The following is a 21,710-nucleotide window of genomic DNA, read 5'->3' as shown; positions in this document are numbered from 1 at the left end:
GCCAGGGCCTTTCACGGAAGTAGCTGTAACGTACATTCGCCGGGCCGGGAAACATCTTCGTAACACGGGAGCGGCGCATGGCGCAGACGGCGGATGCCGCGATTCACCAGGAAATCGGGCAGAGTTGGGCGACCGGTTGTAGACAGTTCGCGCTGCGCGTGCTGCGCGGGATCGGCCAGGTCACGTTCCTGCCGCGCGCGCTCACGGGCGCGCTGTTCGCCGCCGCCCTGTTCTCCGCCGGGTGGGAGTACGGGCTCTACGGGGTCGGGGGCGCGGCCGTCGGCACGCTGGTCGCGGCGCTGCTCGGCGTGGACAAGGAGCGGCTCACGATCGGCATGGAGGGCTTCAACGCCTGCCTCGTGGGCGTGAGCTGCGCCGTCTTCCTCAACCCGGACCAGCTGTCCTCGGTGCTCGTGGCCCTGCTCGGCTGCGCCGCCGCGACCGTGGCCACCGCCGCGGCGGGGCGGGCCCTCGGCGCGTGGGGGCTGCCCGCCCTGACGCTGCCGTTCTGCCTCGTGGCGAGCGTCATCACGCTGGCCGCGCCCGGGTTCGCGCGGGTGTGGACCGGCGGGGGCGGCATCGCCGCGTTCCCGCAAGCGGTCTCCGGGGCCAGGACCGGGATCCGACTCGACGACGCCGTACGGGGGTTCCTCGCCGGATTCGGCCAGATCTTCCTGATGCCGCAGTGGTACGCGGGGGCGCTGGTGCTCGCCGGGCTGCTGGTGGCCGGGCCGCGCGTCGCGGGCGTGGCCTGCCTCGGGAACGTCGCGGGCATGGCGACCGCGTGGGCCCTCGGCGAGCCCGCCGCGCAGCTCGCCGACGGCACGTCCGCGTACAACGCGGTCCTCGTCTCGCTCGCCCTGTGCGGCGTGTTCCTGAAGGCCACGCCCCGCACGATGGCGTACGCCGTCGCGGGGGCGGTGGCCGCGACGGTGTGCGCCCCGGCGTTCGGGGCGCTCGCCGCGCCGGTGGGCGGTCACATGTTCACGTGGCCGTTCGCGCTGACGACGTTGGTGTTCCTGGTCGCGGCGAGGTCGTTCCCTCGGTTGACCCGTTCAAGCCCCTGCGGCGATTGAGCAGGCGGCGCCGTGGTCGAGGCCTCGGGGCTCCGCCCCGGACCCCGCTGCTCAATCGCCGCAGGGGCTTGATGTGCCCGGGCACGCTTGATGGGCCCACCGCGGGGGCTTGCGGAGGTCAGGCGGACTCGAGGGCCGCGACGTCCAGTTTGCCCATCTTCATCATCGCGGCGAGGACCCGACCGGCCCGGTCCCTGTCGGGGTCGGCGAGGAGTTCGGGCAGGCGGCGCGGGACGATCTGCCAGGACAGGCCGTACTTGTCCTTGCACCAGCCGCACGGGCCCGGCTCGCCGCCGTCCGCCGTGAGGCGCTCCCAGAGCCGGTCGACCTCCGCCTGGTCCTCACAGTCGACGGAGAGCGACACCGCCTCGTTGAACGTGAACTCGGGCCCGCCGTCCAGCGCCTGGTACTCCGTGCCCGCGAGGCGGAACGACACGACGACGCCCGATCCCGGCTCCTGGGAGCCCTCGTCCCCGAAGTGCTGGACCTCCAGGACCTTCGAGTCGGAGCCGGGGAAGAGCGACAGGTAGAAGTCGACGGCCTCCTCCGACTTCCCGTCGAACCACAGACAGGGGCGGATTTTCTGGATGCTCGCGGACATGGGGCGCCTCCTGGTTCCCGTGCCGGCACGGTGCCGGTCTGTATCAGGCTTCTCCTTCTACAGACCGGCCGCACGCCGGGAACTCATCGGCAGAAGTACGGCTAGAACACGACCAGCGCCCGGCCGCCCTTGCCCGCCACCATGTTGTCGAACGCCGCCGGGATCCCGTCCAGGGCGATCCGCTCGGTCACGAGCGTGCTCAGGTCGAGGCGGCCCGCGCGGATGTGCTCAGCGAGCACCGGCAGGTCCTGGGCCGGGTCGCAGTTGCCGTAGACGCAGCCGGACAGCGTGCGGCCCCAGTGGAAGATCTCCAGGGCGTTGAACGTGACCTGCTGGTCCTTGCCGCCGATGCCGACGACGGTGGTGCGGCCACCGCGGCGCGTCGACTCCCAGGCCGTGCGGATCGTCACCGCGCGGCCCACGCACTCCACCGCCACGTCGACGCCCTGCTTGGCGGTCAGGGCGCGGATCTCGCGGGCCGTGTTCTCCGACGCCACCACGTAGTCCGTGGCGCCCGCCGCCCGGGCGAGGGCCTCCTTCTCCGGGGAGACGTCGACCGCGATGATCTTCGAGGCGCCCGCGATGCGCGCGGCCTGGAGCGTGGCGAGGCCGACGCCGCCGACGCCGTACACCGCGACGGTCTCCCCCTCCCGTACGCGCGCGGAGTGGTGCACGGCGCCGTATCCGGTGAGGACCGCGCAGCCGAGCAGGGCCGCGTCGGTGAGCGGGACGCCGTCCGGCACCGGCAGGAGGCAGTTCGCGGCGACGACCGTCTCCTCGGCGAACGCGGCGACGTTCAGGCCGGGGTGGAGGTCACTGCCGTCGGAGGCACGCTTCGCGTGGATGTCGGCCGCGCCCGCGAGCGCGTTGGCGCACAGCCAGACCTCGCCGAGCCCGCAGGCGTGGCAGTTGCCGCAGGAGGGCGCCCAGTTGAGGACGACGCCGTCGCCGGGCGCCACGTGCGTCACGCCCTCGCCGACGGAGACGACGGTGCCCGCGCCCTCGTGGCCGAGGACCGCGGGGACCGGGACCCGCATGGTGCCGTTGGTCAGGGACAGGTCGGAGTGGCAGACCCCGGCGGCGGCCAGCCGCACCCGGACCTGGCCGGGGCCCGGTTCGGGCAGGTCGATGTCGGCGATCTCCAGCGGGGAGCCGACGGCGGGCAGTACAGCGGCGCGGACCATGATGAGCACAACTCCCTGAGCGAGTGCGGGGTGTCACGTACGTGCCCAGCCAAACTAGCGTCGCTAGTTTCAGGGGTCCAGGGGGTACCGCGCGCGACCGGGCACCCGGTCAGTGCCGCTGGCGCTCCTGCTCGCGTCGGCGCAGGCGGGGAGAGCACGCCCTCTTGGGCACGGAACCGCGCCCGGCGCCGCCCCTGACCCCGAGCCCCGCCGCCACGAACAGCAGCCCGCCCAGCATCACGAACGGCGCCGCCGTCCCCGCCACGCCCGCGATCAGACCGGCGGACGCGGGGGCCGCGACCTGTCCGAGGCGGTTCCCGGTCAGCCGGAGCGCCAGGGCGGTGGAGCGGGCCTCGGCGGGGGCGGCCTGGACGACCGTGGTCATGGAGAGCGGCTGGCCCACGCCGAGGCAGAAGCCGAGGACGACCAGCATCACGCCGAGCGCCCACACCGGCACGGGCAGCGCGATGCCCGCGCACAGCAGCGCCGCGAGCAGGCACGTGGTGGCGATCAGGGCGGTCCTGCCCAGCCAGTTGATGAGCGGGGTCATGACCAGGCGGCAGGCGACCGTCGCGCCCGCGCGCAGGCTGAGCAGCACGCCGACCACGGAGGGCGCGATCCCCCGGTGCTCGCCCACCACCGGCAGATACGCGGTGAGGATGTCGGTGGCCGACAGGACGGCGAGGCTGATGAAGATGCCGCCGGGCACACCGCGGGTGCGCAGGATGCGGTGCACGGGGACCTTGGAGGCCTCCTTCGCCCGCGCATCCGTCCGCGTACCGCGGGACTCGATGCGCCACAGCGAGGTGACGGCCAGCGCGCAGACGCCCGCCGACACGAGGAGCGCGAGGGCGCTCGTGCCCGCCATGTCCTGGCCGTCGATGAGGGCGCCCGCGGCGATCGGCCCGACGAGCTGGCCGAGGGAGGCGCCGATGGTGAAGTGGCCGAAGTTGCGGTCCTGGTCCTCGGGCGCGGACTGCCGGGCCACGATCGACTGGGCGCCGATGACGAAGCACAGATGCCCGAGCCCCATGACACCGCTCCAGGCGGCCATCGCCACCAGTGTGTCGGCGAGTCCGCTCAGCGCGCACCCGCCCGCGATGAGGACGACCCCCACCGGGAGCAGCGGCGCGCACCGACCGTGGTCCGTGCGCCGACCGAGCGGTACGGCGGCGAACAGCGGGAGCAGCGCGTAGACCCCCGCGATGACGCCGACGGCACGCTCGTCGGCGCCGAGCGCGAGGGCCCGGTAGGAGACCGCGGGCCGCGCCATCGACACCGCCCCCTGCGCGAAGCTGAAGGCGATGACGAGGCGGAGCAGCCAGGCACGGCTCATGAGGTCACGGGATTCATCGGGTCACACGATTCCGAACAGCAGACCGGCACCGAGGACGACCAGCGCGGTCAACGCCGCCCATTTCACGGTGAACTTGGTGTGGTCGCCGAACTCGACCTTAGCCATGCCCACGAGCACGTAGACCGCCGGGACCAGCGGGCTCGACATGTGCAGCGGCTGTCCGACGAGCGAGGCCCGGGCGATCTCGAGGGTCGAGACACCGTGCGCGTTGCCGGCCTCGGCGAGCACCGGAAGGATGCCGAAGTAGAAGCCGTCGTTGGACATGAAGTACGTGAAGGGGATGGACAGCACGCCCGTCACGAGCGCCATGTGCGGGCCCATCCAGTCCGGGATGCCGCTCACGACCCACTTCGCCATGTGGTCGACCATGCCGGTGCCCTGGAGCACGCCCGTGAAGACGGCGGCGGCGAAGACCATGCCCGCGACGTTGAGGACGTTCTCGGCGTGCGCGCCGATCCGGGCCTTCTGGTCGGCCATGTGCGGGTAGTTGACCGAGAGCGCGAGCGCGGCGCCGAGCATGAACAGGACCGGGATCGGAAGCAGCTCCATGATCATGGAGGCCAGGAGCACCACGGTGAGCAGCGCGTTGAACCAGTACAGCTTGGGGCGCAGGGTGGCCCGGTTCGGGTCGAGCCCGGAGAACGTCTCGCCCTCCTCGTTCTCGTACGAGGGGGCGGCGGCGGAACCGCCGCCGGTGCTGGTCCCCTTGCCGCCGCTTCCCGCGCCGACGAGCACCTTCTCCTCGACGGTCTCGGTGACCGTGACGCCCTCGTCCAGGGAGAGGTAGCCGAGCCGCTTGCGCTCCCGGCGCCCGAGCACGTACGAGAGGGCGAACACGAAGAGCAGTCCGACGCCGAGCGCCGGGATCATCGGCACGAAGATGTCGCTGGCGTCCACCTTCAGCGCGGTGGCGGCGCGGGCCGTCGGGCCGCCCCACGGCAGCGTGTTCATCACACCGTTGGCCGTCGCGGCGACACCCGTCATCACGACGAGGCTCATCTTCAGGCGCTTGTACAGCGGGTACATCGCCGAGACGGTGATCATGAAGGTGGTCGAGCCGTCGCCGTCGAGCGAGACGATCGCGGCGAGCACGGCGGTGCCGACCACGATGCGGACGGGGTCGGCCTTCGCGAACTTCAGGATGCCGCGCACGATCGGGTCGAAGAGCCCGACGTCGATCATCACGCCGAAGTAGACGATCGCGAACATCAGCATGGCGGCCGTGGGCGCCAGGTCACCGATGCCGGCGATCACGTAGTCACCCAGCTTGGCGCCCTGGCCCACCAGGACGCAGAACAGCGCCGGTATGAGCACAAGTGCCGCGATGGGCGACACCTTCTTCATCATGATCAGCACCAGGAAGGTGGCGATCATCCCGAATCCGAGGATGGTCAGCATGGGGAGGGCCCTCTCACGTCTACGTTCGCCTTCGAACAGCCGCCGTGGGGGAGGCAGCCAGCGAGACGCTAGGTGGGCCGGAGAAGTGTTAACAAGACATTGACACGCGAGCAATAAGCGCAAAACTCCAGGTCACGGGCTGTTCAGTCGAGCACGCGTGCCAGATACGCGCGCAGCAGCTCCCGCACCTCCGCGATGATCGCCTCGTCGCCGCGCTCCGGGTCGATCCGGAACGCGAGCCGGACCAGGGCGTCGGCGGACTCCACGGCCACCAGGAACGCGCGGCGCAGGGCCGCGTCCGGGGTCCGGTCGAGGCGCGGGGCGAGGAGTTCGGTGAGGGTGTCGGCGACGCGGTGGTTGGGGCCGGCGTCCGGGGCGCCCACGGGGAGCTGGGTGCCGAAGTCGACCAGGGAGAAGCCCGGCGCCGTGCGCTTCATCGCGAGGTACTCGTCGAGCACCGCGTCCATGGCGGCCCGCCAGTCGCCGGTGGGGACGTCCCTGAGGCGCGCGTCGACCCGCCGCACGTACCGCTCCAGGTTGCGCTCCGCCAGCGCGTCGACCAGGGCCCGCTTGTTGCCGAAGAAACGGTAGACCGAGCCGATGGGGACCTCGGCGCGGTGCGCGACGGCGCGGGTGCTCAGCTCGTCGTAGCCCGTCTCGTCGAGGAGTTCGGCGCAGGCGTCGAGGATCCGGGTCAGACGCTCGGCGCTGCGCCGCTGAACGGGCGTGCGGCGCAGGGACGTTGGGTGGGCCATGCGGGCCACCCTACGGGGACGCGGTGAGGTCCGCGGTGGCCTGGACGGGCTTGTTCGCGACGGCCCACACCGTGTGGTCGTCGGCGTAGAGGCGGGCGGTGAGGTGGTGGGTGCCGCGGTGCAGACGGGTGCCGGGGAGGCGGTAGTCGACGGCGCGCAGCCGGGCCAGGCAGCGGCCGTCGAGGTAGAGCCGGGCGTAGCCGCGGCCCCGGGCGGCGCGGGCCGGGGTGCCGTGGGGGCTCAGGCGGAAGCGGCGCACCCAGATACGGACCTCCCAGCCGCCCGCGGGGCCCGTCCGCGGCTTCACGATCAGGCCGATCTCGGGCGCGCCCTCCTCGGGGACCCGGCGGTAGTGATGGCCCGAGGAGTCGGTGCGGGAGAGGACCTCGCCGACGGGCCGCCGGCCGCCGCCGTCGCCCCCGCAGCCCGCGGCGCCGGCGAGCAGGGCACAGGTCAGCAGCACCGCGGCGACCGTGCGCAGGGACGGAGAACTGGGCATGTCCGGGACGGTAGAGGACCGTCGGCGCCGGCGGATCCCTCGCGGGGAGGACGACCGCGGGCCCCCGCTCGGCCGCTGGTACCGCCGCGCGTCAGCCATCCGAAGGACGGGGTGTCTTGCGCCGCACACCCGTGAATCCTACGGTGTTGCATAGGAATCATTGACCAGGGAGCGATGATGAGCGGGGACGTACGCAAGACCGCCGAGGGGCTGACCTACCTCTCCGGCTTCGGGAACGAGCACGGCTCGCAGGCCGTGCCGGGAGCCCTGCCCGAGGGGCGCAACTCGCCGCAGCGCGCACCGCTCGGCCTGTACGCGGAGCAGCTCAGCGGCAGCGCGTTCACCGAGCCGCGGGCGCGCAACCGCCGCTCGTGGCTGTACCGGATCCGCCCGTCGGCGGCGCACCCGGAGTTCACCCGGGTCGACAACGGGGCGGTGCGCACGGCCCCGTTCACCGATACCACGCCCGATCCCAACCGCCGCCGCTGGGACCCGCTGCCGGAGCCCGCGCCCGGCACGGACTGGCTGGCCGGCCTGTGGACCCTCGGCGGCAACGGCGACGCGACGCAGCGCACCGGCATGGCCGTGCACCTCTACCACGCCAACTCCCCCATGCTGGACCGGGTGTTCAGCGACGCGGACGGCGAGCTGCTGATCGTCCCGGAGCGCGGCGGGCTGCTGCTGCGCACGGAGTTCGGGGTGCTCGCCGTCGAGCCGAGCGAGGTCGCGCTGATCCCGCGCGGCGTCCGCTTCCGGGTGGAGCTCCTCGACGAGTCCGCGCGCGGGTACGTCTGCGAGAACTACGGCGCCCCGTTCCAGCTCCCCGACCTCGGCCCGATCGGCGCCAACGGCCTGGCGAACGCGCGGGACTTCAGGGCGCCCGTCGCCGCGTACGAGGACACCGATGGCCCGGTCGAGGTCGTCAACAAGTTCTGCGGAAACCTCTGGACGGCGACGTACGACCACTCCCCGCTCGACGTCGTCGCCTGGCACGGCAACCACGTCCCGTACGTATACGATCTGCGGCGCTTCAACGTCATCGGGACCATCTCGTACGACCACCCGGACCCGTCGATCTTCACGGTGCTGACGTCGCCGTCCGACACCCCGGGCCTCGCGGGCGTCGACTTCGTCGTCTTCGCGCCGCGCTGGCTGGTCGGTGAGGACACGTTCCGGCCGCCGTACTTCCACCGGAACGTGATGAGCGAGTACATGGGGCTCATCGAGGGCGCCTACGACGCGAAGACCGCCGGAAAGGGGGGTTTCGTGCCGGGCGGCGGCTCCCTGCACAACATGATGTCGGCGCACGGCCCCGACCGGGACACGTTCGACAAGGCGAGCGCCGCCGAGCTGAAGCCGCAGAAGGTGGACGACGGTCTGGCGTTCATGTTCGAGACGCGCTGGCCCGTCACCCTCGCGCCGCAGGCCTCGACCGCCGGGCATCTCCAGCGCGGCTACGACGACGTGTGGCGGGGTCTGGAACGCCACTTCCGCGGATAGACCCCGTGGTCGCCGCATTGCACCACTCCCCCCGCGACCGGTACGGATAACCCGTGACGTCATTCGCCCCGGACTCGATCGTCCTGAACCGCAAATTGCCGCTCTGGTATCAGGTGTCGCAGTCCCTGCGCGCCTCGATACTCGGAAGATCGCCGCAGGACCCGCTCCGCCTGCCCACCGAGGAACAGCTCGCGGGGCACTACGGGGTCTCCGTGCTCACCATGCGTCAGGCGCTCAAGGAACTGGAGGACGAGGGCCTCATCACGCGGCACCGGCGCCGCGGCACGTTCATCGAGCCGGATGCCCAGCAGGGCGCGCCGGTGCGCCTGCTGGGCTCGGTCGACGCGATCGTCGCGCAGCAGTCCGGCATGACGACGCGGCTGCTCGACCACGCCACGGTGCCGGTTCCGGTGGCCTTCGCCGAGCACTTCCCTGGCTTCGCGGCCGTTCCCACGTACCACCGGCTGCGCTCCGACGAGAAGACCGGCGAACCGACGAACCACGCCCGCAACTATCTGCGGCCCGACATCGGCGCCCGCGTCGACCTCGCGGACCTGGAGCGGTGGCCGATGACGAAGGTGCTGCGGGACGTGGTCGGCGTGCGCATCAGCCGGATCACGGACTCGGTGCAGGCGCGCCTCGCGGACCCCGAGACGGCCCGGCTCCTCGAAGTCCCCCTGCTCAGCCCGATCCTGCACTACACGGGTGTGACGTACGACGAGGAGGGCAGGGTGCTGGACGTGGCGGTCATCCACTACCGGGGCGACCGCTTCTCGTTCACGGTGACGCTGGACGCGGACTGATGTTGCGCGGCACCGGCGTTGCGGCCTCGGGGCTCCGCCCCGGACCCCGCTGCTCAATCGCCGCAGGGGCTTGATTCGGGTGGGCCATTCAAGCCCCGCCGGCGATTGAGGCGCGGGGTCCGGGGCAGAGCCCCGGGAGCGCAACCACGGTGCCGCGGAAGAAGGGGGACGTACCATGCCGGGCGTGACGAACGACCCGCTCCTCGCGGAGCTCATGCCCTGGTCCGTCGCCCCGCTGCGCACGGGCCGCGGCTGGCCCGTCGCCCCGGACGCCGCCTCCCTCAAGGCCCGTTGGAACGCCTTCGTGGCGGCAGGACAGGACGAGCGCGCGGCCCTCCTCGAACCCTCGCGCGCCCGCACCCTGCACACCGCCGCCGCCCAGCTCCCCGGCCAACGCACCGGCACCGAGCCGCTCGCGCACGCGGAGGGCCCCTGCCCGGAACCCGTACCGCTGCTGCACGGCCCGTTCGACGAGCAGTGGCTCATCCCGGACCAGCGCCTGATCGACGCGGCACGCCCCGAGCTGTGGCGGGTCGCGGACGAGCGGCAGCTGTTCCTCGTCGAGCAGGGGTACGTGCCCGACGCCGAAGGGCCCGCGCTGCTCGCGTCCGCCGTGCTCCCCGAGGGCCGCTCCCCCGCGGGCCGGCCCGGCCGCATCCGCCCGCTGTACCGCCGCCCCGGCGGCGCGGAGCCGAACGTCGCGCCGGGCCTCCTCACCCACCTCTCCGGGGCGTACGACCGGGAGGTGACGGCGGCCGACCTGTTCGCGTGGATCCTGGCGGCGGGCGCCCGCGACGGCTCGCCCGACATCCGCGTGCCGCTGCCGGACGCCCCCGACGTATGGGCGCGCGGCGTCGAACTCGGCCGCCGCGTGCTGTGGTTGGAGCGGCGCGGCACGGACGGCGAGCGCCCCAAGCTGCCGGGAGGCCGCCGCCCGTACGTGCGCGCCCCGCTGCCGGCCCGGCCGACGGAGATCGTCTACGACCGCGAGGAGGAGGCCCTGCTCGTCGGCGAGGGACGGGTCTCCCCGGTTCCCGCGGCGGCCTGGGACTTCCACGTCAGCGGGGTCCGGGTCCTGGAGCAGTGGTTCGCGCGCCGCACCGCACCCGCCGAGCCCGGCACCCTCGCGGCCCTGCGCCCGGCCACCTGGCCGCAGCCGTGGACCTCGCAGCTCCTGGAAGTCGTCACGGTCCTGACCCTGCTCGCCGAACTCGGCCCGCGGCAGGACGAGTTGCGCCGGGCCGCCCAGGCGGACCCTCTCACCACGAAGGATCTGGAACGGGCCCGCGTGCTCCCGGTGCCGGACGCGGCCGCCCGCCCCGCTTCGGTCCTCGACCACCAGGAAGAGGGCCCTGGCGGCCAGTTCGCGATCCTGTGACCCGGCGGGGCGGGCCTCCTCACTCCGCCGCGAACCCCTCCAGCGTCCGCCGCAGCGCCCGTTCGAACACGGCCTCCAGGTCGATCGGGCCCGCGTCCTCGGCGAACGACGCCGCGAGGCGCGGGTAGCGGCCCGAGGCCACCTGCTGCCCCAGGTACGCGATGCGCACCGCCTGCTCCTTCTCGGCGCTCCACGGCAGGGACCGGGTGCGCTCGGCGGTGGCGATCTCGTTGGCCACGTACGTCGTGACCACGCTGGTCACCGCCGCGATCAGCTCCATCTTCGTGCCGTACGGCAGATCGAGCGGGTCGAGGCAGCTCAGGCAGTACTCCAGGTACGCGAGCGCGTTCGGGCTGAACCCGTAGACCGGTGACATCAGGCCCGGCATCCAGGGATGCCGGTGCATCAGCGCCCGCGACTGCCGGGCGAGGCCGAGCACGTCCGCCCGCCAGTCGCCGCTCGGCTCGGGGAACTCGTACTCGCCGCTGACGGCGTCGACCATCAGCTCGTACAGGTCCTCCTTGCGCGGCACGTAGTTGTACAGCGACATCGTGCCCATGCCCAGCTCGGCGGCGATCCGCCGCATGGACACCGCGTCGATGCCCTCGGCGTCGGCGACGCGGACCGCCGTCGCCGCGATGTCGGCCCTGCTGTGCGCAGGTCTCGGCCCCCGCCCGGCGCGCTCGGGGCGCGCCCAGATCACTTCGGGTTCGGCCGCTCGGCCCGCCATTGATCATCACCTCGCGCACCATCCTAGTTACGTACACCGTACGTAGTGCGCTACGGTGGGGCCATGACTTCTACGTACGCTGTACTTAGTGAAGGTCTGGAGAAGCGCTTCGGCAAGGGGCCGAAGGCCGTGCACGCCGTGCGCGGCCTGGATCTGGCGGTCCGTGAGGGCACGGTGTGCGGCCTGCTCGGGCCGAACGGGGCGGGCAAGACGACCGCGGTCCGGCTGCTCACGACCCTGCTCCGCCCCGACGCCGGCACCGCGCGTGTCGCCGGGCACGACATCACCGCGGACCCGCACGCGGTACGCCGCCGCATCGGCGTCACCGGCCAGTACGCCTCGGTCGACGGGGACCTCACGGGCCGCGAGAACCTGCGCCTGTTCGGCCGCCTGCTGCGCGCGCCGCGCGCCCGTTCCCGCGCCGACGAGCTGATCGAGCGCTTCGAGCTGACCGACGCCGCCGACCGCCCGGCCCGTACGTACTCCGGAGGCATGCGCCGCCGCCTCGACCTGGCCGCGAGCCTGATCACCCGGCCCGCCGTGCTCTTCCTCGACGAGCCGACGACCGGCCTCGACCCGCACAGCAGGAACGGCATCTGGGAGGCCGTGCGCGAGCTCTCCCGCGAGGGCACGACCGTCGTCCTCACCACGCAGTACCTGGAGGAGGCCGACCAGCTCGCCGACGACATCGTGCTGATCGACGGTGGCCGCGCCGCCCACTCGGGCACGCCCGCCGAGCTCAAGGCGCAGATCGGCCACTACGCGCAGGTCGTCGTGGCGGACGACGCGGACGAGCGGGCCCTGCACGCCGCCGCCGTCGTCCTCGACCAGCTCACCGGCGCCCGGCCCCGCGTGGACGCCGAGCGCCGCACCGTGGGCGCCGTCGTCCTCGACCCGGCCGTCACCCTCCCCCGCGTCGTACGCGAACTCGACGCTTCCGGCGTCCCGTTGCTCGACGCGACGCTGCGCCCGCCCACCCTCGACGAGGTGTTCCTGCGCCTCACCGTCACCGGCCGCGAGACCCAGGAGGTCGCCGCATGAGCACCGCCATCCTCTACGACGGCACGGCCATGCTCGGCCGGCACCTCCAGCGCGTCCGGCACTCCCCGGCCATCCTGATCATGACGCAGACCATGCCGATCGTGTTCCTGCTGTTCTTCGGCTACGTGTTCGGCTCCGCGCTCGCCATGCCGGGCTCGGACTACCGGGCGTTCCTGGTGCCGGGGATGCTGGTGGCGACCGCCGCCAACGGGATCATGACCGGGATGTTCGGCGCCGCCCAGGACTCGCACCGGGGCGTGATGGACCGCTTCCGCACGCTGCCGATGAGCCGGGCCGCGGTGCCTCTCGGGCAGGCCGTCGCCGATCTGCTGACGACGGCGGCCGGGCTCGTGCCCCTGGTGCTCGTGGGGCTCGCGATGGGGTGGCGGATCGAGGGCGGCCTGCCGGGCGCGCTCGGCGCGTTCGGGCTGCTCCTGCTCTTCCGGTTCGCGACGACCTGGGTGGGGATCCTGCTCGGCCTCGCCTCGCAGAGCGAGGAGGCGGCGGGGCAGCTGGGCGGCGCCACGTTCATGCTGCCGCTGCTGTCGAACGCGTACATCCCGACCGACGGGATGCCGGGCTGGGTGCGCACCCTCGCCGAGTGGAACCCGATCAGCGCGGTCGCCACGGCGGTGCGCGAGCTGTGCGGCAACGCGCCGGTGCCGCACGGCGCGGCCTGGCCCGTGGCGCATCCGGTGGCGGGCTCGCTGGCGTGGTGCGCGGTGCTGCTCGCGGTGTGCGTGCCGCTCGCCGTCCGCCGCTGCACCAACGGCGGACGGTGAGCGGATCACCTGCCTACTTCTGCGGCTCCAGGGCCGGGCCGAGCGAGGAGAACTTCTCCTGGGACACGACCCGCTTCGGCGGCCAGGTGATGTTGCTCGGCGGCCACTTCTGCCCGGTCTTCTTCAGGAACCACTCCGGCGGCTCGTACATGGGCGGCTCATAGCCGTCGGGGATCGCCGTCTTCCACTCGACGTCCTTGGTGCGGTCCTTGAACTCGTCCTTGATGGCCTTGAGCCGCTCCGGCTGGGTGATCAGGTCGACCGCCGTGGCCGCCAGGTACTTCGCGGCGGCGAGCACCGCGGCCTGACCGGGAGCCGCCGCCGCACAGGCGGCCGTGGACCAGGTGTGCATCTTCGTGCCGATCGGGGCGAGCGCGGAGCCCATCGACACGGTCGGCACGTTCCAGCTGATGTCCGCGACGTCGGTCGAGCCGCCACCGAGGAACACCGGGTCCGGCGGCTTGAGCTCGGCGACCTTGTCGTGCATGCCGGACTCGGGGAGCCCCAGGGACTTCTGAAGGTCCTTCGCCAACTGGTGCGCCGCCGCACTGAACTTGGGCGGGCCGATCTGTTGCATGTTGTCGTGCAGCAGCTCCGCGAAGGCCTTGGACGGCAACTGGTTCCAGCAGGCCGAGGTGATGCGGTGCTGCACCTTCGTCTGCGAAGCCTTGGCGGCGGCCTCGGAGATCGCGATCACCTTGTCGAGCAGCACCTGGACGCGCGCGGTGCTGCCCTCGCGGACGTAGTAACTGATCTCCGCCAGCTCCGGGGTGACGTTCGGTATGTCACCGCCGTTGTTGATCACCCAGTGGAGGCGGGCGCTCGGCGCCATGTTCTCCTCGCGCAGGAACTCCGACATCGTCGCCATCATCACGGCGGCGTCGAGCGCGGACTTGTTGCCGAGCGGGGTGCCGCCGTGCCCGGCCACGCCGAGGAAGGTGAAGGTCACGGCGGTCATGGCGTTGCTGGTGCCCCAGCCCGTGGCGTTGGCGGTGGAGGGGTGCCAGTCGAGGAAGGCGTCGAGCCCCTCGTACACGCCCTTGCTGACCGCGTACGTCTTGCCGATCAGGGTCTCCTCGGCGGTGGAGCCGAAGAACTTCACCGTGACGGGCAGCTTGTGCTTCTTCGCGGCCTGGGCGACGGCGGCGGCAGCGGCCGCCGCGGCGGTGCCGAGCGCGCTGTGCCCGCAGCCGTGCCCCGGGCCGTAGCTCGGGGCGAAGGGGTCGTGGATGTACTCGCGCGGGTCGTGGTGTCCGACGCCCTTGTTCTGGGAGAGGCCGGGCAGCGCGTCGTACTCGCCGCTGAAGCCGAGCACCGGGCCGCCGCTGCCGTACGAGTAGGTCGCGGTGAACGCCGTCGGGAAGCCGGCCGTGCCGAACTTCACGTCGAATCCGGCCTGTTCGAGGAAGCCCGCCTCGGCGAGTGAGGAGTTCCACTCGCGCAGCGACAGCTCCGCGTGCTCCCAGATCTCCTCGTTCAGGCCGGTGATGCGGGAGCTGTTGTCCCCGATCCAGCCGAGGGCGGCGGACTTGGCGGGGCTGTCCTCCGCGAGCCCTTCGGGCGCTTTGTATTTGAGCGGGGCCGCGTCCGCGCCGTCCGACGCGGCGGCCATCGCCGGGTCCGCCTGGGCGGTCACCGCGGCGGTGGTCACTCCGGCGGCGCCGAGCATCTGCATGATGCGGCGTCTGCTGATCTGCGGCCCTGACATGGCCTGGGGCATCTCGTGCTCGTGGTGGTCGTGCAGGTCACACACGCGTACCTCCGGGGGGTGAGGTGGGTGTAGCTGTAACTGCCAACGACGATCACGCGCCACACTGAACCCTGGAGGTTGCCCCGTCAACATCCGTGCGTGACAGGGGCGTTACGCGATGTACAGGAACGCGGACACGGCAAAGGCCCGCACCGTCCTCCTTGCCGGAGTGTCCGCCGCGTGCCGTGGGGATGACGGTCGCTGTGATGCGCGGCGGTACACCGGACGGCGCGGAGGCGCGATGCGGGCCTTGTCTCTAGCTGAAGCGGCCGTCCTTCTAGTGGCCGCCGAAAAGCGAGCGACGAAGCCGCCGCAGCGGCGCGAAGAGGGAGACCCTCCGCACGCGTGCGCGCCTGCCGCTGCGCTCGTGCGCCGTGTCCCGCGTGGTCAGCTCGCGCATCAGAGACGTCGCCTCCATCGTCTCGCGCTGCGGGACGGCAGGGCCGCCGAGCACCGAGAGATGGCGGTCGAGACGCGAACTGGTCGCACTGTTCCCGCAGGTAATCGCAGGCACTCGCGGCCTGCTGCGCACTGTTATCTGTTCCATGTCACTCCCCACCCGTACGAGGGCACCCGGCCCGGGCAGGTTAACCCTATCGCCCCAGCGCGACACCCGTGTATCCCGGTGGCAGTATTCACCTCCCCCGTAAGGGGGTTGACGGTTCGAAAGCGATCACTCTCCGAATCCGACTGATTCCAGGGCGAGTTGGACAAGTGGGGCTCCCGTGGGCCGTTCTGAGCCGCCGTCCGGCTCCGTCGTGACAGCGAGTGAGGAGGCGTCCGGAGTCAAGCCGGTGGCCACCACGGGCGTGTCGGAGCCGCCGTCGGGCAGCAGACCGAGGGAGCGGGGCGGCGCCGAGGGCTCCATCAGCCACAGCTGGTGGACCCGGCCGCGGGGCGGCGTCCGGAGACCTGTGACAGTGATCACCGCGCTGCCCCGCTCCGGCGACGCGACCACGTTCAGGCCGTCGGCGCGCACCGCACCGGCGTCCGGCGCCGCGAGCACCCGCGCCACCTCGCGCGCGGCGGCCCGCTGCGCGTCGAGCCGGTCCGAGGTGCGCTCCAGCTGTACGGCGAAGAGCGCGGCCACGGTGAGCGCGCCCGCCCCCGTGGCGACGCCGAGCGGAATCAGCAGCCCACGCGCGCGTGGTGCGACGCGGGGCCGCGGCTCCACCGTGACCTGCCCGGTGAGCCGTACGGCGGTCAGGACCCGCTCGCGCAGTTCGGTGGGCGGCGCGACGGCGGCCGAGCAGGCGAGCCGCACGGAGCTCTCCGTGAGCGCGCGCACCTCGTCGGCGCAGGCGTCGCAGCGCTTCACGTGCCGCTCGAAACGAGCGCGTTCGCGGTCCTCCAGGGCGTCGAGGGCGTAGGGCGCCACGAGGGAGCGCGGCCGATGGGTCAACCGGATGCGGAGGTTCATGCGGCGTCCCCCAGGCAGGCGCGCAGCCGGGTGAGGCCGTCGCGCATCCGCGTCTTGACGGTGCCGAGCGGGACCGCGAGGCGTTGGGCGACCTCCCGGTAGGTGTAGCCCTCGTAGTAGGCGAGGGTCACGGAGCGGCGCTGGAGTTCGGTGAGCCCTTCGAGGCAGCGGCGCACCCACTCGCGGTCCAGGTTCGTCTCGACCTGCTCGGCCACCTCGTCGAAGGCGGTGCGGTGCCAGCGGCTCGCCGCCCGCTCCTCGCGCTCCCTGGCCGCGCGGGCCTGCCGCACCCGGTCGACCGCTCTGCGGTGGGCGTGGGTGAGCACCCAGGCCATGGCGGTGCCCCGGCCGGGGTCGAAGCGGGCCGCGTCCCGCCACAGTTCGAGGAACACCTCCTGGGTGACCTCCTCGGACTGGGCGGGGTCGCGAAGGACCCGGAGCACGAGCCCGTACACCGCGCCCGACACCAGTTCGTACAACTCCTCGTACGCCCGTACGTCGCCCTGTCCGACCATCGGCAGCAGCTTGTCCGCCCGCATCCGGTTCCCCTCCCGCTCGGCGGCGCGCGGCCCGGTGCCGCGCCGCCCCCACTAGGTGGTTCGCGGCCGGTCCCGGTCCGGATCGGGGGTGCCGCGAGGTTTCGTGAGGGAAGTACGGGCGGCCGGGGGTCCGTCGCCCAATCGGCGGCCGACCAATCCGCCGGGCGCGGCGCGCCGAATGGCTTGGCGTCAACCGCACTTCGTGCACGGACCGCGTGAGGACGTAACCCATGACCTCTCAGTCAGCGAAGCCATCGACGGCATCGACGGCATCGAAGACATCGGCTTCGGCAAGCCCCGACAGGGCACGCGGCGCGCCCCACGCGCGGATGCGGCGCCGGAGCCTGGCGCTCCTGGTCTGCGGCGGTCTCGCCGCGGGCGGTCTCGCGGCCGCCGGGGCGACCGGTGTCGGCCCGCAGCGGGCCGAGGCCTCCAGCCACCGCGAGGCTCCCTTGATCTCGGGCCAGCCCCAGTACGACAACACCGACGTGTACGCGTTCGTGAGCCCCGACAAGCCGGACACCACGACCCTGGTGGCCAACTGGACGCCCTTCGAGGAGCCCGCCGGCGGCCCGAACTTCTACCCGTTCCCCGAGGACGCCCATTACGACCTGCACATCGACAGCGACGGCGACGCGCAGGGCGATCTGCTGTACCGGTGGACGTTCAGGACCCACACCAAGAACGGGAACACGTTCCTCTACAACACCGGCCCGGTGAACAGCCTCGACGACCCGAACCTCAACGTCACACAGACCTACGACATCGATCTGCTGCGCCTCAAGGACCAGAAGATCGTCTCGAAGTCGAAGATCGCCGACGACCAGCCGGTGGCGCCGTCGAACGTCGGCAAGGCGTCGATGCCCGACTACAAGAAGCTGCGCGACCAGGCGGTCAAGAAGGTCGGCGGCGGCGTCACCTCGTACGTGGGCCAGGCCGACGACCCGTTCTTCCTCGACCTGCGCGTCTTCGACCTGCTGTACGGCGGGAACCTCTCGGAGGTCGGCCGGGACACCCTCAAGGGCTACAACGTGAACACGGTCGCCCTCCAGGTGCCCACCGCGTTCCTGACGGAGTCCAAGGACCAGCCGACCATCGGCGTGTGGTCGACGACCTCCCGCAAGGACGCGAAGGGCGACTGGACGCAGGTGTCGCGGCTCGGCAGCCCGCTGGTCAACGAGGTGGTGAACCCGCAGAAGGTCAAGGACCGCTTCAACGCCTCCGCGCCGTGGAACGACGCCCAGTTCCTGCCGTTCGTGACCGAGCCCGAACTGCCCAAGCTGATCGAGTCGATCTACAAGATCAAGGCTCCGAAGACGCCGCGCAACGACCTGGTGGACGTCTTCCTGAAGGGCGTGAAGGGCCTCAACCAGCCGCCGGGCGTGCGCCCCTCGGAGATGCTGCGCCTCAACACGTCCATCCCGCCAACGAGTTCACCGAAGCGACTCGGCGTCCTCGATGGCGACAAGGCCGGCTTCCCGAACGGCCGCCGGCTCTCCGACGACGTCGTGGACGCCGAGCTCCAGGTCGTCGAGGGCGAGCTCCTCGGCAAGAAGAACGACCTGGGCGACGCCGTCGACGCCAACGACAAGAAGTTCGAGTCGTCGTTCCCGTACGTGGCGCTGCCCACCGAGGGTTCGCGCGGGCCGCTCGCCAAGACCAAGTCGCAGAGCGACACCGAGGTCCGCGACCAGCTCACCGGCAGCTCGGTGTCCTCGGGCTCCGGCGACGACAACACCCTCGTACTGGCCTCCGCCGCCGCGGCGGGCGCCGGATTCCTGCTGATCGGCACCGGTCTCGTGTGGTGGCGCGGCCGGAGCAGGCGGCGGGCGCGGTTCGATCCGCCGTTCTCCATATGAGCCGCCCCCGCTGAACGGCGCGGCCCGCGTGCCTGATCCTCCACACCGCGGGCCGCGCCTTCCACCCGTCTCTTTGTCTCTTCATCCCTTCATCTCTCGCCACCTCGTCCCAAGGAGCGCGCATGCAGGCCTTGTCCGTCAAGGGAATGTGGGCGTCGGGGCTCGGGCGGCTGCTCGCCCTGGGCGCCGCGCTCGCCCTCGCCGTCACCGCGGGCGCCCTGGTCGCCGACGACGGCTCCCCGCCGAGCGCCGTCACCACGGGGACCGTCCCTGACCCGGCACCGGCCCGGCTCGCCTCCGGCGATCTCGACCGGGGCGTCGCCGAGCTGCAAAAGCATCTGAAGGCCCGGCCCAGGGACTACGCGTCGTGGGCATCGCTCGGCACCGCGTACGTCGAGCAGGCGCGGGTGAACGCGGACCCGTCCCGCTACCCGCAGGCCGGGCGCGCCCTGGCCCGCTCCCTGAAGCTGCGGCCGGGCAACGACCCGGCGCTCGCCGGACAGGCCGCGCTCGCCGCGGCCCGGCACGACTTCCACGGCGCGCTGCGCCACGCCCGCAGGGCCCTCGCCACCAACCCGTACAGCGAGGCCGCGCTCGCGCTGCGCGTCGACGCGCTCGTCGAACTCGGCGACTACAAGGGCGCGTCGAAGGCCGCCGACGTGGCGGACGCGCGGCGCCCCGGCATCCCGACCTTCACCCGCTTCGCGTACGTACATGAGCTGCGCGGCGACGCCTCCACCGCACGCAAGGTCCTGGAGCGGGCCCTCGCCACGTCCACGGCCCCCGGCGACGTGTCGTACGTGGCGACGTCGCTCGGCCAACTCGCCTGGCGCCAGGGCGAGTACAAGGCGGCCCTGCGCCACTACGCGACGGCGCTGCGCGCGGACCCGGACGCCGTCGCCGCCCTGGAGGGGCGCGGCAGGGCGCGGGCCGCGAGCGGGGACACGGCGGGCGCGATCCGTGACCTGAAGGCCGTCGTCGCGCGCGCCCCGCTGCCGACCGCGCTGGTGGAACTCGGCGAGCTCCACGAGACGCGCGGCGAGAAGCAGGCGGCGAAGCGGCAGTACGCCCTCGTCGGCACGTGGCTGCGGCTCGCGCGCGCGGGCGGCGTCGACGTCGACCTGGACACGGCGCTCGCCTCGACGGAGCACGGCGACCGGGCCGCGGGCCTGAAGGCGGCGCGCGCCGAGTGGCAGCGCCGGCACACCGTGCACACGGCGGACGCGCTCGCCTGGGCGCTGCACGTCAACGGCCGGGACGAGGAGGCGCTGCCGTACGCGCGGCGGGCCACGGCGACCGGCTTCGGCGAGGCCGCGTTCCTCTACCACCAGGGCGTGATCGAACTGGCCGCGGGCGACCGCTCCGAGGGCCGCGAGCTGCTCCGCGAGGCGCTGGACCGCAACCCCGGATTCTCGCCGCTGGGCGCGAAGGCGGCGCGGGCGGCGCTCGACGGGGCCGCGAAGAAGGGGGCGGAGCGATGAGGCGCTGGAAGCGGTACGTCGTCCTGCCCACGGCCCTGGGCGCCGCCACGGCCGGGCTCCTCCTGGCCGCGTCCCCGCAGGCCTCCGCACACCCGCTCGGCAACTTCACGGTCAACCGCTACGACGGGCTGCTCGTCCGCCCCGGCACTCTGCGCGTGGACCACGTGGAGGACCTGGCCGAGATCCCGACGCAGCAGGTGCGGCCGGAACTCGACGCGCGGGGACGGGAGGCGTGGGCGAAGGAGCGCTGCGCGAGCGCCGCGCGGCGCACCGAGGCCGACGTCGACGGGCATCGGGCCGCCCTTGCGGTGGGTACCGCCGACGCGGTGCTCCGCCCCGGCCAGGCGGGCCTCAGGACGCTGCGCGTGGAGTGCGCGTTCACGGCGCCGCTGCCGCGCGGGAAGGGCGCAGGGAAGGTCGGCGCCACGGTCCGCGTCGAGCTGCGCACCGGCGCCGCCGAGGGGCCGGGCTGGCGGGAGATCACGGCGCGCGGCGACCGGACGACGCTGACGCGCTCGAACGTGCCCGCCGCGTCGACCTCGGACCGGCTGACGCGCTACCCGAAGGGCCTGCTGTCCTCTCCCCCGAACCGGACCTCCGCCGTGGTCACGGCGGCGCCCGGCGGCCCGGCGGCCCCGGCCGAGGAGGACCGCGCGGCCGGATCCGAGATCCTCCCGCGCGGCGCCGACCGCTGGACCGAGGCCCTCACCGGCCTGGTGTCGCGGCACGAACTCGGCCCCGGGTTCGCGGCGTTGGCGCTCGCCGTCGCGCTGCTCCTCGGCGCGCTGCACGCGCTCGCGCCCGGACACGGGAAGACCCTGATGGCGGCGGCCGCGGCGGCCCGGAGCCGGGCCCGGCTCCGGGACGTACTGCCGCTCGCCGCGTCCGTGACCGTCACCCACACGCTCGGCGTGATCGCCCTGGGCATCCTCGTCACGGCCGGCTCGGCGGCCGCGCCCTCGGTGATCGCCTGGCTGGGCCTGGCGAGCGGTGTGCTGGTCACGGCGGCGGGCGTGGGCCTGCTGCGCAGGGCGTGGCGGTACCGCGCGGCGGCACGGGCACACACGCACGACCACGGGCACACACATGACCACGGACACGATCACGGCCACCCGCACCCGCACCCGCACCCGCACCCGCACCCGCACCCGATGCCTCAACCCACCCTCCGCGGAACGCTGTTCCTCGGATTCGCCGGAGGTCTCGTGCCCAGCCCCTCGGCCGTCGTCGTCCTCGTCGGCGCCTCCGCGCTCGGCAAGGCGTGGTTCGGCCTGCTGCTCGTGTTCGGATACGGTGCCGGGCTCGCGCTGACCCTCACCGCCGTCGGTTTCACGGTGGTGCGGATCGGCGGCCGGATCGCGCAGGCGCTCGCCGATCTGCCGCGCCCCGGACACGGTCCGCTCACCGCGTTCGTACGCCGTGGTCTGAGCCGCGCGGTGCCGTTCGGTTCCGCCTTCGTCGTCGTGGCCCTCGGCTGCGGATTGGTGTTCAGGGGGGCGGCAACGGCGCTCGGTTGAGCTACTTTTGTTCAGACTTGTCGTGCCGCACCTGCTTGTC

The 21,710-nt window shown here is 72.7% G+C and carries 19 protein-coding genes and 1 pseudogene; 9 read left to right on the top strand and 11 right to left on the bottom strand.

The window, feature by feature from the left end:
- Window positions 1-77 precede the first annotated feature (77 nt).
- Window positions 78-1,076: an urea transporter gene (locus ACNYS0_RS31655; protein ID WP_422478428.1), complete on the top strand. Its 999-nt coding sequence runs from the start codon at window positions 78-80 to the stop codon at window positions 1,074-1,076.
- A 118-nt stretch (window positions 1,077-1,194) separates the two neighbouring features.
- Here ACNYS0_RS31655 and ACNYS0_RS31650 read toward each other — a convergent pair whose 3' ends face one another.
- The 6 genes from ACNYS0_RS31650 to ACNYS0_RS31625 form a co-directional block, all read right to left on the bottom strand.
- A complete protein-coding gene (locus tag ACNYS0_RS31650; protein WP_422482831.1) occupies window positions 1,195-1,665 on the bottom strand; it encodes a VOC family protein in 471 nt (156 codons plus the stop codon).
- A 113-nt stretch (window positions 1,666-1,778) separates the two neighbouring features.
- Entirely contained in the window at window positions 1,779-2,861 is a 1,083-nt protein-coding gene (locus tag ACNYS0_RS31645) for a Zn-dependent alcohol dehydrogenase (protein WP_422478426.1), read from the bottom strand.
- A 109-nt stretch (window positions 2,862-2,970) separates the two neighbouring features.
- Entirely contained in the window at window positions 2,971-4,197 is a 1,227-nt protein-coding gene (locus ACNYS0_RS31640) for an MFS transporter (protein ID WP_422478424.1), read from the bottom strand.
- Between the two features lie 21 nt (window positions 4,198-4,218).
- Window positions 4,219-5,616, bottom strand: coding sequence for a CitMHS family transporter (locus ACNYS0_RS31635; RefSeq protein WP_422478422.1), 1,398 nt, complete (start codon window positions 5,614-5,616; stop codon window positions 4,219-4,221).
- A gap of 143 nt (window positions 5,617-5,759) precedes the next feature.
- The gene (locus ACNYS0_RS31630) at window positions 5,760-6,371 is read right to left on the bottom strand and encodes a TetR/AcrR family transcriptional regulator (protein WP_422478420.1); all 612 of its coding nucleotides are present in this window, start codon (window positions 6,369-6,371) and stop codon (window positions 5,760-5,762) included.
- Between the two features lie 10 nt (window positions 6,372-6,381).
- Complete coding sequence (locus tag ACNYS0_RS31625) at window positions 6,382-6,870, bottom strand: hypothetical protein (RefSeq protein ID WP_422478418.1); 489 nt, start codon at window positions 6,868-6,870, stop codon at window positions 6,382-6,384.
- A 177-nt stretch (window positions 6,871-7,047) separates the two neighbouring features.
- Between ACNYS0_RS31625 and hmgA the strand changes: the two genes are divergently transcribed.
- From hmgA to ACNYS0_RS31610, 3 genes are all read left to right on the top strand, one after another.
- Window positions 7,048-8,370, top strand: coding sequence for a homogentisate 1,2-dioxygenase (hmgA, locus tag ACNYS0_RS31620; RefSeq protein ID WP_422478416.1), 1,323 nt, complete (start codon window positions 7,048-7,050; stop codon window positions 8,368-8,370).
- Between the two features lie 53 nt (window positions 8,371-8,423).
- The gene (locus tag ACNYS0_RS31615) at window positions 8,424-9,173 is read left to right on the top strand and encodes a GntR family transcriptional regulator (protein WP_422478414.1); all 750 of its coding nucleotides are present in this window, start codon (window positions 8,424-8,426) and stop codon (window positions 9,171-9,173) included.
- 175 nt (window positions 9,174-9,348) lie between these two features.
- Window positions 9,349-10,551: a type ISP restriction/modification enzyme gene (locus tag ACNYS0_RS31610; RefSeq protein ID WP_422478412.1), complete on the top strand. Its 1,203-nt coding sequence runs from the start codon at window positions 9,349-9,351 to the stop codon at window positions 10,549-10,551.
- Between the two features lie 19 nt (window positions 10,552-10,570).
- Here ACNYS0_RS31610 and ACNYS0_RS31605 read toward each other — a convergent pair whose 3' ends face one another.
- Window positions 10,571-11,281: a TetR/AcrR family transcriptional regulator gene (locus ACNYS0_RS31605; protein WP_422478410.1), complete on the bottom strand. Its 711-nt coding sequence runs from the start codon at window positions 11,279-11,281 to the stop codon at window positions 10,571-10,573.
- Window positions 11,282-11,344: 63 nt separating this feature from the next.
- On the opposite strand from ACNYS0_RS31605, the gene ACNYS0_RS31600 reads away from it, so the two are divergent.
- Window positions 11,345-12,322, top strand: coding sequence for an ATP-binding cassette domain-containing protein (locus ACNYS0_RS31600; RefSeq protein ID WP_422478408.1), 978 nt, complete (start codon window positions 11,345-11,347; stop codon window positions 12,320-12,322).
- Window positions 12,319-13,104 (top strand): ABC transporter permease, encoded by a 786-nt coding sequence (locus ACNYS0_RS31595; protein WP_422478406.1) that lies wholly within the window; start codon window positions 12,319-12,321, stop codon window positions 13,102-13,104. Before ACNYS0_RS31600 ends, ACNYS0_RS31595 begins: the two co-directional genes overlap by 4 nt.
- A gap of 13 nt (window positions 13,105-13,117) precedes the next feature.
- Here ACNYS0_RS31595 and ACNYS0_RS31590 read toward each other — a convergent pair whose 3' ends face one another.
- From ACNYS0_RS31590 to sigK, 4 genes and pseudogenes are all read right to left on the bottom strand, one after another.
- Complete coding sequence (locus ACNYS0_RS31590; protein ID WP_422478404.1) at window positions 13,118-14,857, bottom strand: amidohydrolase; 1,740 nt, start codon at window positions 14,855-14,857, stop codon at window positions 13,118-13,120.
- A gap of 274 nt (window positions 14,858-15,131) precedes the next feature.
- A complete protein-coding gene (locus ACNYS0_RS31585; RefSeq protein ID WP_422478402.1) occupies window positions 15,132-15,401 on the bottom strand; it encodes a hypothetical protein in 270 nt (89 codons plus the stop codon).
- A gap of 126 nt (window positions 15,402-15,527) precedes the next feature.
- Complete coding sequence (locus tag ACNYS0_RS31580; protein ID WP_422478400.1) at window positions 15,528-16,274, bottom strand: anti-sigma factor; 747 nt, start codon at window positions 16,272-16,274, stop codon at window positions 15,528-15,530.
- Window positions 16,271-16,822: pseudogene (gene sigK / locus ACNYS0_RS31575) on the bottom strand (ECF RNA polymerase sigma factor SigK); the annotation flags it as partial. The pseudogene sigK and the gene ACNYS0_RS31580, both read right to left, overlap by 4 nt.
- 320 nt (window positions 16,823-17,142) lie before the next feature.
- Between sigK and ACNYS0_RS31570 the strand changes: the two are divergent.
- The 3 genes from ACNYS0_RS31570 (at window position 17,143) to ACNYS0_RS31560 (ending at window position 21,670) form a co-directional block, all read left to right on the top strand.
- Window positions 17,143-18,672 carry a DUF4331 domain-containing protein gene (locus tag ACNYS0_RS31570; RefSeq protein WP_422482830.1) on the top strand — a complete coding sequence of 510 codons (1,530 nt, stop codon included), beginning with the start codon at window positions 17,143-17,145 and terminating at the stop codon, window positions 18,670-18,672.
- A 122-nt stretch (window positions 18,673-18,794) separates the two neighbouring features.
- Window positions 18,795-20,153 carry a tetratricopeptide repeat protein gene (locus ACNYS0_RS31565; RefSeq protein WP_422478398.1) on the top strand — a complete coding sequence of 453 codons (1,359 nt, stop codon included), beginning with the start codon at window positions 18,795-18,797 and terminating at the stop codon, window positions 20,151-20,153.
- Window positions 20,150-21,670: a nickel transporter gene (locus ACNYS0_RS31560; protein WP_422478396.1), complete on the top strand. Its 1,521-nt coding sequence runs from the start codon at window positions 20,150-20,152 to the stop codon at window positions 21,668-21,670. The genes ACNYS0_RS31565 and ACNYS0_RS31560 overlap by 4 nt, the downstream gene beginning before the upstream one ends.
- The last annotated feature ends 40 nt before the right edge of the window (window positions 21,671-21,710 follow it).

It is taken from the genome of Streptomyces anthophorae, assembly GCF_049310305.1.
In the GTDB taxonomy this organism is placed as follows: domain Bacteria; phylum Actinomycetota; class Actinomycetes; order Streptomycetales; family Streptomycetaceae; genus Streptomyces.
Note: the sequence above shows the minus strand (reverse complement) of the source record. Positions and strands in the feature narration are given on the sequence as shown.

Bases quoted from the DNA above. Each gene is read 5' to 3' on its own strand.
- ACNYS0_RS31655 (WP_422478428.1), top strand. From the start codon at position 78: ATGGCGCAGACGGCGGATGCCGCGATTCACCAGGAAATCGGGCAGAGT.
- ACNYS0_RS31645 (WP_422478426.1), bottom strand. From the start codon at position 2,861: ATGGTCCGCGCCGCTGTACTGCCCGCCGTCGGCTCCCCGCTGGAGATC.
- ACNYS0_RS31640 (WP_422478424.1), bottom strand. From the start codon at position 4,197: ATGAGCCGTGCCTGGCTGCTCCGCCTCGTCATCGCCTTCAGCTTCGCG.
- ACNYS0_RS31635 (WP_422478422.1), bottom strand. From the start codon at position 5,616: ATGCTGACCATCCTCGGATTCGGGATGATCGCCACCTTCCTGGTGCTG.
- ACNYS0_RS31630 (WP_422478420.1), bottom strand. From the start codon at position 6,371: ATGGCCCACCCAACGTCCCTGCGCCGCACGCCCGTTCAGCGGCGCAGC.
- ACNYS0_RS31625 (WP_422478418.1), bottom strand. From the start codon at position 6,870: ATGCCCAGTTCTCCGTCCCTGCGCACGGTCGCCGCGGTGCTGCTGACC.
- hmgA (WP_422478416.1), top strand. From the start codon at position 7,048: ATGAGCGGGGACGTACGCAAGACCGCCGAGGGGCTGACCTACCTCTCC.
- ACNYS0_RS31610 (WP_422478412.1), top strand. From the start codon at position 9,349: ATGCCGGGCGTGACGAACGACCCGCTCCTCGCGGAGCTCATGCCCTGG.
- ACNYS0_RS31605 (WP_422478410.1), bottom strand. From the start codon at position 11,281: ATGGCGGGCCGAGCGGCCGAACCCGAAGTGATCTGGGCGCGCCCCGAG.
- ACNYS0_RS31600 (WP_422478408.1), top strand. From the start codon at position 11,345: ATGACTTCTACGTACGCTGTACTTAGTGAAGGTCTGGAGAAGCGCTTC.
- ACNYS0_RS31595 (WP_422478406.1), top strand. From the start codon at position 12,319: ATGAGCACCGCCATCCTCTACGACGGCACGGCCATGCTCGGCCGGCAC.
- ACNYS0_RS31585 (WP_422478402.1), bottom strand. From the start codon at position 15,401: ATGGAACAGATAACAGTGCGCAGCAGGCCGCGAGTGCCTGCGATTACC.
- ACNYS0_RS31580 (WP_422478400.1), bottom strand. From the start codon at position 16,274: ATGAACCTCCGCATCCGGTTGACCCATCGGCCGCGCTCCCTCGTGGCG.
- ACNYS0_RS31570 (WP_422482830.1), top strand. From the start codon at position 17,143: ATGCGGCGCCGGAGCCTGGCGCTCCTGGTCTGCGGCGGTCTCGCCGCG.
- ACNYS0_RS31565 (WP_422478398.1), top strand. From the start codon at position 18,795: ATGCAGGCCTTGTCCGTCAAGGGAATGTGGGCGTCGGGGCTCGGGCGG.
- ACNYS0_RS31560 (WP_422478396.1), top strand. From the start codon at position 20,150: ATGAGGCGCTGGAAGCGGTACGTCGTCCTGCCCACGGCCCTGGGCGCC.